The organism is Faecalibacterium sp. OF03-6AC (genome assembly GCF_003478175.1).
GTDB classification, from domain to species: domain Bacteria; phylum Bacillota; class Clostridia; order Oscillospirales; family Ruminococcaceae; genus Faecalibacterium; species Faecalibacterium taiwanense.
In genome coordinates this window covers 222,002-233,974 of the sequence record NZ_QUEN01000001.1, presented here as the reverse complement: position 1 = coordinate 233,974, position 11,973 = coordinate 222,002, and the positions used below count along the sequence as shown (strand labels likewise).

11 protein-coding genes and 1 tRNA gene are annotated in these 11,973 nt (G+C 58.1%); 4 read left to right on the top strand and 8 right to left on the bottom strand.

All coding sequences use genetic code 11. From position 1 onward, the window contains the following. Window positions 1–20: 20 nt before the first annotated feature. The gene (plsY, locus tag DXA66_RS01055; protein WP_005944253.1) at window positions 21–683 is read left to right on the top strand and encodes a glycerol-3-phosphate 1-O-acyltransferase PlsY; all 663 of its coding nucleotides are present in this window, start codon (window positions 21–23) and stop codon (window positions 681–683) included. Window positions 684–749: 66 nt separating this feature from the next. On the opposite strand, the gene DXA66_RS01050 is transcribed toward plsY, so the two are convergent. The 4 genes from DXA66_RS01050 to DXA66_RS01035 form a co-directional block, all read right to left on the bottom strand. Next, complete coding sequence (locus DXA66_RS01050; RefSeq protein ID WP_243089006.1) at window positions 750–1,355, bottom strand: transporter; 606 nt, start codon at window positions 1,353–1,355, stop codon at window positions 750–752. Window positions 1,356–1,450: 95 nt separating this feature from the next. Beyond that, window positions 1,451–2,449, bottom strand: coding sequence for a substrate-binding domain-containing protein (locus DXA66_RS01045; RefSeq protein WP_118526272.1), 999 nt, complete (start codon window positions 2,447–2,449; stop codon window positions 1,451–1,453). 20 nt (window positions 2,450–2,469) lie between these two features. Continuing rightward, entirely contained in the window at window positions 2,470–4,089 is a 1,620-nt protein-coding gene (locus DXA66_RS01040; RefSeq protein WP_118526270.1) for a DUF5046 domain-containing protein, read from the bottom strand. 141 nt (window positions 4,090–4,230) lie between these two features. Beyond that, window positions 4,231–5,613 (bottom strand): MATE family efflux transporter, encoded by a 1,383-nt coding sequence (locus DXA66_RS01035; RefSeq protein WP_118526268.1) that lies wholly within the window; start codon window positions 5,611–5,613, stop codon window positions 4,231–4,233. A 373-nt stretch (window positions 5,614–5,986) separates the two neighbouring features. On the opposite strand from DXA66_RS01035, the gene DXA66_RS01030 reads away from it, so the two are divergent. Then, window positions 5,987–6,772: an RICIN domain-containing protein gene (locus DXA66_RS01030; protein ID WP_118526266.1), complete on the top strand. Its 786-nt coding sequence runs from the start codon at window positions 5,987–5,989 to the stop codon at window positions 6,770–6,772. 71 nt (window positions 6,773–6,843) lie between these two features. Here DXA66_RS01030 and DXA66_RS01025 read toward each other — a convergent pair whose 3' ends face one another. Further along, complete coding sequence (locus tag DXA66_RS01025) at window positions 6,844–7,494, bottom strand: Crp/Fnr family transcriptional regulator (RefSeq protein WP_118526264.1); 651 nt, start codon at window positions 7,492–7,494, stop codon at window positions 6,844–6,846. 86 nt (window positions 7,495–7,580) lie between these two features. Here DXA66_RS01025 and DXA66_RS01020 point away from each other — a divergent pair, with 86 nt between their 5' ends. Further along, a complete protein-coding gene (locus DXA66_RS01020; RefSeq protein ID WP_097775294.1) occupies window positions 7,581–8,309 on the top strand; it encodes an ATP-binding protein in 729 nt (242 codons plus the stop codon). A 63-nt stretch (window positions 8,310–8,372) separates the two neighbouring features. Here the strand turns inward: DXA66_RS01020 and DXA66_RS01015 are convergent, their stop codons facing one another. After that, window positions 8,373–9,248 carry a hypothetical protein gene (locus DXA66_RS01015; protein WP_118526262.1) on the bottom strand — a complete coding sequence of 292 codons (876 nt, stop codon included), beginning with the start codon at window positions 9,246–9,248 and terminating at the stop codon, window positions 8,373–8,375. Window positions 9,249–9,365: 117 nt separating this feature from the next. Further along, window positions 9,366–9,457: transfer RNA gene (locus DXA66_RS01010), tRNA-Ser, on the bottom strand. Between the two features lie 258 nt (window positions 9,458–9,715). Between DXA66_RS01010 and DXA66_RS01005 the strand changes: the two genes are divergently transcribed. Then, window positions 9,716–10,735: an alpha-hydroxy-acid oxidizing protein gene (locus tag DXA66_RS01005; RefSeq protein ID WP_118526260.1), complete on the top strand. Its 1,020-nt coding sequence runs from the start codon at window positions 9,716–9,718 to the stop codon at window positions 10,733–10,735. A gap of 53 nt (window positions 10,736–10,788) precedes the next feature. Here DXA66_RS01005 and spoIID read toward each other — a convergent pair whose 3' ends face one another. Next, window positions 10,789–11,793 (bottom strand): stage II sporulation protein D, encoded by a 1,005-nt coding sequence (gene spoIID / locus DXA66_RS01000; protein WP_118526258.1) that lies wholly within the window; start codon window positions 11,791–11,793, stop codon window positions 10,789–10,791. Between the last annotated feature and the right edge of the window lie 180 nt (window positions 11,794–11,973).

Sequence of the window (11,973 nt, the reverse complement as noted above, 5' to 3'; positions counted from 1 at the left end):
CAAAGGAGGCATCCGTTTCTATGATGAAAGCGATCCTGATCGCCGCAGCCACCATCCTGCAGGCGTACCTGCTGGGCAGTGTGGATACCGGCATCCTCGTCAGCAAATTCGTATATCATGACGATGTGCGCAATCATGGCAGCGGTGCGGCCGGCATGACCAACATGCTGCGCACCTTTGGCAAGAAGGCTGCCGCCATGACCGCGACAGGCGATGTGCTCAAGGGCGTGCTGGCCGTGTGCATCGGCCGGTGGCTGTTCCACATGCTGCCCGCCGATGCCGGCGTTTCGCCGTATCTGGGTGTCTATTTGGCCGCTATCTTTGCAGTGCTGGGCCATCTGTACCCGCTGTACTTCGGGTTCAAAGGCGGCAAGGGCGTGCTGGTGGCAGCTGGTGCCATTCTGGCCATCCAGCCGGTGCTGCTGCCGTTTCTGGCCATTATCTTTCTGGTGTGCCTGATCCCCACCGGCATGGTGTCGCTGGGCAGCGTGGCCATGGCAGCACTCTACCCGGTGCTGACGATCATTTACGGTTCCCTGCAGGGCTATGCCGCCGGTGATATGCTGGTGTGCGCCATTGGCTCCGGCTTTATGTCCGGCATGGTGATCTATATGCACCGCGCCAATATCCAGCGCATCCGTGAGGGCAAAGAGTACCGCTTCGGAAAGCACAATAAAAAATAAAAGCATTATAAAATGCCCCGCAGCCTGCTGGTTTTCCGGCAGTGCTGCGGGGCATTTTTGTTTATGTTATTTTGGTTCCGGGGCGGCCTGCTCAAAATCGTACTCGTCAAAAGTCTCTTCTTCGGAAGGAATGGCCTCGGCCGCCTCGGCCTTGGCGCGGTCTTTCAGACGGGAGATAAACTCCTCTGCCGGGATGCCGCTCTGCTTTGGAGAAAGATCCGGTGCCGGATGGCCGTCCGGCAGGTGGGCACCAAAGGCCGGAACAAAGAAGAACTTGCGCACAATAAAGATCAGGGCGATGGCTCCCACGCTGAGCAGGTTTTCCAGTGCGGAGTCGTGGCCCACTACCAGATGGCGGGCAATGGCATACAGCAAAACCTCCAGACTGCTGCCGGGGCTGTGCTTGGCCAGCATTTTGATGAACTCAATGCCGATCACGATATCAAGGCTGCGTTCCAGAAAGCTGCGGATCTCCACCTCGTTGCCGTAGAACAAAAGGCCCGGCATCCATTTGATGAGAGGCACGGCGCTGAACAGCAGACCAATGAGTACAAGGCCGGACAGCAGGATCTCCAGCAGGCTGGATGCCTGAATGATGCGGTTGCGCAGCTGGGTGCGCCAGTGGCTTTCCACATGGTTTACGGTAGAAGAGTGCTCTGCAGGGTATTCCATACAATAGTCTTCCTTTCGGTAAACTGCTGCAAAACTTTTGACAGAAGTTTTTCTTTATTGTAGCAGAAACGCAGAAAGGTGTCAATTCAGCAGGATCAATCCACCGTGGTTCCTGTGGCGGGTGCCACCGCTACATAGCCGGATTTTTTGATGCAGTCCTGTCCGGCAGCGGTATCCAGCCAGTCGTAAAGCTGGCGTTCCGGGCTGTCGGCGGCAGCGTCCGCATGGAGAACGGCATAGAACTCGTTGCACAGCGGGTAGCTTTCGCTGGCGATGGTGTCGTTGGAAGGGGTTACGCCGTCCACGGCCAGCAGACGCAGGCCGGGCTGGGAGTACATCTGGTCGATGTAGTAGTAGACCGAGAAGCCGATGGCATTGGCGCTGTTGTTGTAGGCGGCGATGCTGTCCACCAGCTCACCCATGGCAGCGGGAGCCAGCTCGGTGGGCGGGTCCATCAGTTCGCCGCCCTGAATGAGCAGCTTGCGGAACAGGGTCTGGCTGCCGGAGTCTTCGCCCCGCTGGAAGGGCACGATGGCAAGATCCTCGCCGCCCACTTCCTTCCAGTTGGTGATCTTACCGGCATAGATGTCCTTCAGCTGCTGCCGGGTCAGGCTCTTGACCGGATTGTTCTCGTTCACGATGAACACCAGTGCGTCCCGGCCAATGGGTTTCTGTTCCAGCTGGGCATTTGCTTCTTTCAGCTCTTCCTTTACGTAGTCCGGCGCTTCGTAGACCACCAGCATCCTGGCAGTGTATTCCTCATCCGGGTACAGGCCGAAGTTTTCCCACGCATAGGCCGTGGTGCTGACCGAAATGCCGCTCTGGGCTACTTCCAGATCGATGCCGGTGGTATCGGCCATCATCTGGGCCATCAGCGGGATGCAGGCAGTGCTGCCATCCAGCTTGGGAAAATCTTCCACGGTAAACAGCCCGATGGGTTCAAGCTCGCTCACGGAAGAGGCGGGGGCTTCCGGCAAGGTGGAAGCGCTGCTGGCGGGGGGGTCATCCCCCTTGCAGGCAGTGAGAATGCCTGCGGCAGAGCAGGCGGCAAGGCCAAGCAGAAAGCTGCGGCGGGAAATTTTAGCATTTTTCATAAGGCGTTCCTCCTATTGGGTCAGTAGCCCATTTCGTCGTCGGCATTGATGGAAGAGAAGATGCTTTGGCAGTAAAGCCATTTGCCGTTCGTATCCATCCAGCCGTAGTAAAAGCCGCGTTTTGCAACGAACACGTGTTCTGGCAGCTGGTTCAGGCTGTTGTCGTAGTAGCTGTAGCAGCTGCCAAGGCCATAGAACACAATGTTGCCGTTTTCATCCAGCACGTCACACATTGAGCCGTTGCTGCTGGGCGCATTGGCGTTGCCACAGTACAGCGGCCTGCCCTCCGGTGTGGTGATAAGATAGTTCAGGGCATAATACTTGTCCTGCAGATGGGTCAGGTCGGAGACAAGGCCCTCGGGGCCGTACACGCGGGTGGCGGTGGTCTCAAAGTTATCGTTATCCCGCAGCTCCAGCCAGACGTAGCCGTCACCCTTGTTATCCATCATCACGCTTTGCTGGCCCTCCACTGGCTCCACGGCGGTGTCGGTGATCAAATCGCCGGTGGCGGTGCTGAACACCTTCAACCGTCCGTCCTCATAGTAAAGGGCGATGGTGTCGCTCATGACGCTGGAAGCGTACAGCGGTGTCACCTCACCGGTAACAAGGTCGTGCAGATCATAGCCGAAGCCGCCGCTCGTGCGCCATGTGACCACATAGCCCGGGAAATAGCTGCTGGGCTGGTCGTCGAAGGTGCCAATAAGGGTGCGGTCCACGGTGGTGAGATCCCGCAGCTCGTAGCGGCCATCGCTGGTCTCGCAGCAGGCGGTGCCGCTGCCGCATACCTGTCGGAAGCCGGTGAAGCCTTCGCCGGTGGCGGGATGATAGAGCGTTTCGTCCGTTGGCTCGCCGCTGGCGTGGCAGGTGTCCAACTCTACCCAGTCGTTCAGAACGTCCGGTGCATAGGAAAGGCTTATGGCAGTAGTGGCATCTGCGCCGTAAGTTTGTGTACCGTCCTTCGTCTGTATAATGACCCAGCTGTGCAGGGCGGGTTCATCGTCCCATGCGTCCTCGGCAAGGTCTGCCGGGCGGGCATAGCAGGTGAACACCAGCCTGTCCCCGCACACAATGCAGCGGTATGCGCCATCCGGCACGGGCAGACGTTCGCCGGTGGAAAGGTCGATCACCTGACAGGTGCCGTAATCGTCGTAGCCGTTTTCGTAGCTGCCGTTCACGGCGTGGGCTTCCTGCAGTACCAGCAGACCGTTCTGCATGGAGGCGTTCTGCTCCCCTTCAAAAGTCATGACTTCATTGCCGTTTTTGTCAAACAGTCCGCTGCGCCGTCCGCAATAAGCGTCCGGGTCGGCCCAGGTGCGGAACCAGTAGTTGGTCTCACCGGTCACGGTGTCCTGCAGAAGGTTCACGTTCTCGCTGCGGAAGGACTGGTACAGCACCTTGCTGCCGCACAGAACGGTGCAGACACTGCCGGAATTGTCGTAACCGTAAAATATCCGCAGCTTTCCGTCGTCCAGCCGGGAGCTGTCGTAGAGCGGATCCCCGTGTGCATCGGTGGGCACTGAGGAAGCAGGAGCAGCAGGCTTGCCGGAAGCGGGCGGCAGCACGCTGCAACTGCAGCCAAGGGTAAGGCACAGGGCAGCGCATACAGCAGCGCTGCCTATGCGGCAAACGTTACGCTTCATAAAGATCACTCCTTACAGTATGGAAAGGAACAAAGCTTAAAAGAAAGCCGGAAAGGTTTTCCAGTTCAATTATAATACGAAACAGCCGCGCATTCCATTGCAGGAAAACGCGGCTGTTGATTACAATTTTATGACAGACGTTCAGGACTGTGCTTTGGCTTTTTCAGCATCGTCCATCCGGTCCAGCTGCTTGAGGAAGGCCAGCAGGAACGGCAGGGAAACAATAAAGGTGAGCGCATCCGCAATGGGCTGGCAGGTCTCTACGCCTACAAGGCCGAAAGTGCAGGGCAGGATGAGGATGAGCGGAATGAAGAACACGCCCTGACGGCAGCAGGCCAGAAAGGTGGCGCGCCCGGCTTTGCCCACGCTCTGGAAGGTCATGTTTGCCACCACAATGACCGGCTGCAGCAGAATGGCAAGGCACTGATAGTGGAAGGCGGGCAGCGCCACGGCGGTAACTTCCGGGTCGTCGCGGAACAGGCGGATGAGGGCATCGCTGTTGACCCAGCACAGGCTCACCAGCACCACCAGCATACAAAAGGCTGCACCCATGGTAAAAACTGCAGCTTTTTGCACCCGGCGGAATTTGCGCGCACCGTAGTTGAACGCGGCCACCGGCTGCAGACCCTGCCCAACGCCAATGGCTACCGAGATGATGAACATGAAAATGCGGGAAACGATGCTCATGCCGGCCACAGCGGCATCGCCGTAGCTGCGGGCGGCAATGTTCAGCAGCATGCCGCCGATGCTCTGCAGGCCCTGACGGCCAAAGCTGGGCGCGCCGCCCACCAGGATCATGCCGAACTCCCGTGCTTCACGGGTGACGGCAGCAATACGGAACTGACTGACGGTTTTGCCCCGCAGGAACATGGACAGCAGGATGCAGAAGCTGATGCTTTGGCTGAGAGCCGTAGCAATGCCTGCACCGGCGGTGCCAAGGCCCAAGCCGAACATCAAGATGGGATCCAGCACAATGTTCAGCACGCCGCCGGTCACAAGGCCGATCATGGCAAAGTTCGCCTTGCCCTCATAGCGCAGGATGTTGTTCATCACAAGGCTGGAGATCATAAGCGGGGCTGCAATGAGGATGGGCCGTGCATAAGCGCAGGCGTGGGGCAGAATGGTCTCGGTGCTGCCCAGCAGCATCATGAAGCTGGGCAGAGTGGCAAGGCCCACAACGGCCAGCACCACGCCAGCGGCCAGAGCAGTAAAAAAGCTGGTGGAAGCAAAGCGGGTGGCGGCATCGGTGTTCCGGCTGCCAAGGCTGCGGCTGATGATGGTGCCGGAGCCGTGGCCCAGTGTAAAGCCAAGCGCCTGAATAATGGCCATCAGGCTGGAAACAATGCCCACCGCACCGGAAGCGCTGGTGGAGATCTGGCCCACAAAAAAGGTATCGGCCAAGTTGTAGATGCTGGTGATGAGCATACTTAAAATGGTAGGGGCGGCAAGACCGAGGATCAGCTTTGGAATGGGTGTCTCGGTCATTTTTTTGTATTGCTGAATGTTGAGTTCGTCTGCTGACATGAAAAAACCTCCTTTTATCATAAGGAATAGGTCAAGAAAAGCCGCCCAGCAGCAGAGCGGCGGATAATTTAAATGTGTGCACGGGATGCACGTTCCATAGTATAACGCAGCTGCGGCAAAAAGTCGAGAGCCGAACCGGCACAGAATGGTGCCTGAAATGCCCATGGAGCGGGAGAAAAACGGACGGAAAGCTTGACTGTTTTTGTCTGTTTTGCTAAAGGCTGGTCGAATTGCTTGTAGAAAATCACGATATGTGGTATCATTTACCATAAGGGAAACAAAAGAGCCTGTGCATCTGTACAGGCTGCATACAAAATACAAGCGGCAGCCGCGGGCAGAGCCGGGCGGCTGCGATCCATAGGAGGAACAAACCATGAAAACTGTTGCACAGACCGTGATCGAAGCCGATCACTTTTACACCATTGCCGCGCACACCGGCAACGTCATTCAGGCCGTGGAGGGCACCAAGGAAGCCGGTACCGTCCGTCTGGGCAAGTACGAGCATAAGCCTGAGCAGGAGTGGAGCTTTATCCGCGTGGGTGACGGCGTTTACCGCATCCGCAACCGCGCATCCGGCAAGCTGCTGGACCTGACCATGACCGGCACCGCCAACGGCACCTGGCTGCACCTGTGGGAGGATGTGGGCGGCACCTCTCAGATGTGGACCGTTCAGCCCACCCCGGAAGGAACTGTGCGCCTGCGCTCTTCCTGGGCCGGCGGCAAGTGCGTGGACACCGTTGGCATGGGCGCTGCGGTTGGCACTGTGCTGCAGATCTGGCAGGAGGTGCCCGGCGCAGATGACCAGCTGTGGACCATTGCCGAGGTGAAGGAGCGCGCAAAGCGTGCCGCAAAGAAGGCTGAGGAGCCTGCTGTGGAGGCTGCCGCTGAAGCTGCACCCGCTGCAGAAAAGGCACCGGCCAAGAAGACTGCGGCCCGCAAGCCCCGCACCACCAAAAAGGCGGCTGCCGCCAAGGCAGAAGAGGGGAAGGCGGAGACCGCAGCACCGGCAGAAAAGCCCGCAAAGCCTGCCCGTAAGACCGCCGCCAAGGTTGCCGAAAAAGCAGAGCCTGCAAAGGCAGAAGTATCTGCAGAGGAAAAGCCCGCTGCGGAGAAACCCAAGCGCAAGTGCGCACCCCGCAAGAAGAAGGAGACGGTCTGATCTCGTTCTATTGACCTGTTAAAATGAAAGCGCCCGCCGGAGGTCCAGCCCTGCCCGGCGGGCGCTTTTGGTTATTCTGGAAGCTGCTTTAAAACAAAGCGGTTTTTATCAAATTCAAGCAAACCTTCGTCCCGCATTTTGCACAGCTCTTTGGAGAGGGCGCTGCGGTCCAGATTGAGGTAGTCGGCCATCTGCTGGCGGTTGAAGGGCACCTCGAACGCCATCCTGCCGCAGCGTGCTGCCTGTGCGGAAAAATAGGTCAGCAGCCGTCCGCGCACAGTCTTGGGCGTTGTGCAGAAGATGCGCTGCGAAAGGCTGAGGTTCTTGCGCATGGACACCGCCAGCAGGCGGCGCAGCAGCTTGTCCTGCAGCGCTGGCTCGATCCGCGCATCGGTAAAGGCGGCAGTGTGCAGGAACAGTATTTCGCAATGTTCGGCCGCAACAGCATCCACCATCAAGGCCTCGCCGCAAAAGGCGTAGGTCTCGGCAAAGGCCTGCCCGGCACCTGCGCTGCTCAGGATGCTTTTGGTGCCCCAGAGATCCAGATTTTCAATGTGCACGGAACCACGCAGCACAATGCCGATCTCCCGCACGCAGCTTCCGGCGCGGAAGATGACCTCGTGCTTTGCAAACTGCCGGGTGCGCAGGTGCCCGGCAGCGGCAAGGGTATCCAGCTCGGCTTCTGAAAGATCCTGAAACAGGGGCGACGCGATCTTTTTCATAAAAATCCTCTTTCTGTGGTTATAACAACCGAAAGCACGGTCTGATTATAGTATACTCAGAACATCAAAGCAAGGAGGATTTTTCCATGATCCGCAAAATCATTCATATAGACGAAGAAAAATGCAACGGCTGCGGTGCCTGCGTCACCGCCTGCCATGAGGGTGCCATCGGCCTTGTGAACGGCAAGGCTAAGCTGATGCGGGACGACTACTGCGACGGCTTTGGCGACTGCCTGCCCGGATGCCCCACCGGTGCCATCACCTTTACCGAGCGCGAAGCCGCCGCTTATGACGAGCAGGCTGTGCTGGAAAACAAGCAGAAAAAGGCCGCTGCCGCCCAGCAGCAGGCGCAGCCCGCTGCACCGGCGTTCCATGGCTGCCCGGGCAGCATGATGAAACAGTTCCACCGTGAGCAGACCGCACCTGCCGCAGCCGCAGTGCCCATGCAGTCCCAGCTGGCACAGTGGCCTTGCCAGATCAAGCTGGTGCCGGTGAACGCGCCCTACTTTGACGGTGCCAAGCTGCTGATCGCCGCCGACTGCACCGCCTATGCCTACGCCAATATCCACGAGGAGTTCATGAGGGGCCATGTGACCATCATCGGCTGCCCGAAGCTGGATGCTGTGGATTACAGCGAAAAGCTGACCGAGATCATCCGCAGCAATGATATCAAGAGCGTGACCGTGCTGCGCATGGAGGTGCCCTGCTGCGGCGGGCTGGAGCACGCTGCCATCACTGCTCTGAAGAACAGCGGCAAGTTCATCCCGTGGAATGTAGTCACCTTCTCCACCGATGGCCGCATCCTCGACCGGTAAAATGACAGAACAAAAGCCAGAAACGACTGCTGCCGTTTCTGGCTTTTGATGTTTGCGGAAAGATCAGCCCGCGTTCTGTACGCTGTTGGCAGCGGTCTGCACGAACTGCAGCACGCTCTGGATGGTATCGCGGATCTGCACCAGTGTCTGGATGTCTTCGTCCTTCATGCGGGATGTGGGCGCAGTGAGTACCACGGTCTGGGCACTCACGGTGCCAGTGAGCTGGATGCTGACCCCGTGTTCCGGGATGGTGAGCAGGATGTGCACCGGGATGGCATCCGCAAAGAATCTGCTCTTTTCCAGCCCGATAACAAGTACCGGTGCATTGGCGCTGGCATCACCGGTATCCAGCTGAAAATAAAGGTAGCCATCCTTTGCGTTTTCCGGCTGTACGCGCTGCAGCTTTTTCTGCGGCAGCTCAAACTCGGTCATGTCCTGCAGGCTGGTGGCTGTGGTGTCCACACCCAGTAGGCTTGCCAGCTGGGCCTGCGAGATATAACTGCCAAGGCTCCAGTCCGGCAGCAGAAGGCTCGCCAGCGGGTAGCTGCCGGTGATGGAAGAGCGGATATTTTTGTACAGCTGCCCGACATCGTATAAGGTCTCGCTGCTGCTGATATACACCCGGGTGAGCGGGCCTGCCGGGATAACGGCATCCGGGGCCGAGATGCTCAGCTGCAGTGCGTCCGGCGCATACAGGCCGTTGACGGTGCCCTTGGTGGAGCCTGTCTTTTGCAGGATGGTGTAAAGGGCAGGGGAATCGGCTGTGGATGTGATCTCATAATCAAAGGTAAAGGCCGCGCCTGCCTGCAGCGCTTTCACCCGGCGGGCTACCAGACTGTACCCGGTTGCAGCGGCCACGGCTGCAAGCAGTACAAGAATGAGCACTGCGATCAGGACCACATAGCCCGCGCCGTGCTTTTTTCGTTTGGAAGATGCCATAAAAAAATCCTCCCTCAGATGTTTTATTCAGCATAGCGGAACAGCGGACAAAAGTCAAGGAGGAACAGAGAAGCGCTGAAAAAACAAAAAACCCGAAACCGTAAGGTTTCGGATCTCTGGCGGAAAGATGGGGATTCGAACCCCAGAACGCTTTTGACACGTTACACGATTTCCAGTCGTGCGCCTTAGACCAACTCAGCCATCTTTCCATATTCGGTTCTGCGTTTTGGGCCGTGGCCCTCAGCGCTCCACTATAATACCTGAAAGAAGCACTTTTGTCAAGGATTTTTTTGAAAAAAATTGTATTTTTTCAAAAAGCACGTGCCTGCGTTTCTGGCCTCCGAACTTTGCACTGAAAACCGTGCAAAACCCTTGACGACGACTGAAAACCGGGCTATGATGGGGGCAGAGAGTGCTGCGGAGAGAGTTTGCCCTGCAGAAAAGGAATAAAAGGAGGATATTTTATTATGACTTATCCTGAAGTGCTGGCGAATGCGCGTGAGTGCATCGGAAAATACTGCAAGGCCTGCCCGGTGTGCAACGGCGTGGCCTGCAAAAACCAGATCCCCGGCCCCGGTGCCAAGGGCGTGGGCGATACGGCCATCCGCAATTATAATAAGTGGGCCGAGATCCGCGTGAACATGGACACCCTGTGCGAGGACGGCACCCCGGACACCCATATTGAGCTGTTTGGCAAGAGCTTCAAGTACCCGTTCTTTGCAGGCCCGGTGGGTGCTGTGAACCTGCACTACTCCGAAGCCTATACCGATATGACCTATAATGATGTGCTGGTGCGCGCCTGTGCAGAGAACGGCATCGCTGCCTTTACCGGCGACGGCACCAACCCCACCGTTATGGAGATGGCCACCAAGGCCATTGGCGCAGCAAACGGTTGCGGCGTGCCCACCATCAAGCCCTGGAACATTGATACCATTAAGGAAAAGATGGCCGAGGCCAAGGCCAGCGGCTGCTTTGCCGTAGCAATGGATGTAGATGCAGCCGGTCTGCCCTTCCTGAAGAACATGACTCCGCCCGCAGGCAGCAAGAGCGTGGCAGAGCTTGCCGAGATCGTCAAGCTGGCCGAGCGCCCCTTCATCGTCAAGGGCGTTATGACCGTTAAAGGCGCACTGAAGGCAAAGGAAGCCGGTGCGGCTGCTATCGTGGTGTCCAACCACGGCGGCCGCGTGCTGGATCAGTGCCCGGCCACTGCCGAGGTGCTGCCGGAGATCGCAGCAGCCCTCAAGGGCACCGGCGTGAAGATCCTGGTGGACGGCGGCATCCGCACCGGTGTGGATGTGTTCAAAGCACTGGCACTGGGTGCAGACGGCGTGCTGATCTGCCGCCCGTTCGTCACGGCTGTGTATGGCGGCGGCGAGGAAGGTGTGAAGTGCTACATTGATAAGCTGGCCGGTGAGCTGGCTGACACCATGCAGATGTGCGGTGCGCATTCTCTGGCCGAGATCACCCCGGATATGGTGCGGGTATAAGAAAAAGAGTGAATAGAAAAGCGGTCTGTGCCTTTGCGGTGCGGGCCGCTTTTTCATCCTTGCAGCTGCGTGCCGGGGTAGTAGTGTGCCAGAATATCGGCATAGCTTTTGCCCTGCTCCGCCATGGCCTTTGTGCCCCACTGGCTCAGGCCCACACCGTGGCCGTAACCCCGGGTGGTAAAGCTGAAATTCCCGCTCTGGTACTGTACCGTAAAGCATGTGCTGCGCAGGCCCAGCGCCCGGCGCAGGGTCGTGCCGGAAACGGTCTGCCCGCAGACCGTGACGGTTTTTGTGTATCCGGCGCTGGTCAGCTCTGCCGGGCCGAACCAGCCCTCCGACGCGGCGAGATCGGCAGAAATGCCAAGGCCTGCGAGGGCCTGCTGCAACTGCTCTGCGGAAAAGGTGACGGTGTATTCGTAGTTGTCAGCGGAACGGTCGGTGCTGCTGTCCACTGAAATGAGGTAGGGCAGGGCGGAACCCCATACATTTTCGCTGGCCTCGGTCTGCCCATTGGAAATGGCAAAGTAGCTGGCGCAGGCAGGAACATTCTCATAATAAAGTATCTCATCCAAGACCTCGTCCACAAGGGCGGCGAGGCGGGCGTAATTCTGCTCGTAGGCGGTGCCCCAGTAGCTGCGCAGCACCGGCTCGGTCAGGCAGCCCTGCCGCCGGGCTGGGTCGGCAGTGAGCCAGGCGCCGCTTTGCAGGGTGGTGTGATCCCGGCAGTAGAGCGCGTAGCTGTGGGCGGCAACGGCCTGTGCCTTGAGCGCTTCGTCCGGCCAGCTCACCGGCATCTCGGCGGCGACAGCACCCAGAACGTATTCCTGACGGGAAAGCTCCAACACCTGTCCGGTGGCCTGATCCTCCACCAGAAAGGTCTCGGCATCCGCAGAAGGCACGGCACCTGGCGGCTGCGCAGATGCTGCAGGCGAAGATACGGCAGAAGATGCGGGCTCTGCCCCACTGAGCACGGCGCGTGTGATCCGGTAGGCAGCCAGCGGCAGAATGCTGCCCAGCACCAGCAGGACCGCAAAGATTGGCAGAAAAAACTTTTTCATAGTCCCAAACCCTCCGACAGCGGTGTTTTTTTAATCAGAATACCGGATATACCCTGAAAAAAGATGCGAAACAGGGAAAAAGCCTTTTGTGGTGCAAGCGCAAAAAAGCACCAAACCGGCTTTTTGTGCGCTGAACGGTGCAGTTGATGCTTGAATTTACTCGTCAAAAGCGATAATATA

Coding starts and splice junctions, on each gene's coding strand:
- DXA66_RS01025 (WP_118526264.1), bottom strand. CDS start 7,494: ATGAAAAAGATCGCGTCGCCCCTGTTTCAGGATCTTTCAGAAGCCGAG.
- DXA66_RS01005 (WP_118526260.1), top strand. CDS start 9,716: ATGACTTATCCTGAAGTGCTGGCGAATGCGCGTGAGTGCATCGGAAAA.
- DXA66_RS01045 (WP_118526272.1), bottom strand. CDS start 2,449: ATGAAAAATGCTAAAATTTCCCGCCGCAGCTTTCTGCTTGGCCTTGCC.
- plsY (WP_005944253.1), top strand. CDS start 21: ATGATGAAAGCGATCCTGATCGCCGCAGCCACCATCCTGCAGGCGTAC.
- spoIID (WP_118526258.1), bottom strand. CDS start 11,793: ATGAAAAAGTTTTTTCTGCCAATCTTTGCGGTCCTGCTGGTGCTGGGC.
- DXA66_RS01030 (WP_118526266.1), top strand. CDS start 5,987: ATGAAAACTGTTGCACAGACCGTGATCGAAGCCGATCACTTTTACACC.
- DXA66_RS01035 (WP_118526268.1), bottom strand. CDS start 5,613: ATGTCAGCAGACGAACTCAACATTCAGCAATACAAAAAAATGACCGAG.
- DXA66_RS01050 (WP_243089006.1), bottom strand. CDS start 1,355: ATGGAATACCCTGCAGAGCACTCTTCTACCGTAAACCATGTGGAAAGC.
- DXA66_RS01015 (WP_118526262.1), bottom strand. CDS start 9,248: ATGGCATCTTCCAAACGAAAAAAGCACGGCGCGGGCTATGTGGTCCTG.
- DXA66_RS01020 (WP_097775294.1), top strand. CDS start 7,581: ATGATCCGCAAAATCATTCATATAGACGAAGAAAAATGCAACGGCTGC.
- DXA66_RS01040 (WP_118526270.1), bottom strand. CDS start 4,089: ATGAAGCGTAACGTTTGCCGCATAGGCAGCGCTGCTGTATGCGCTGCC.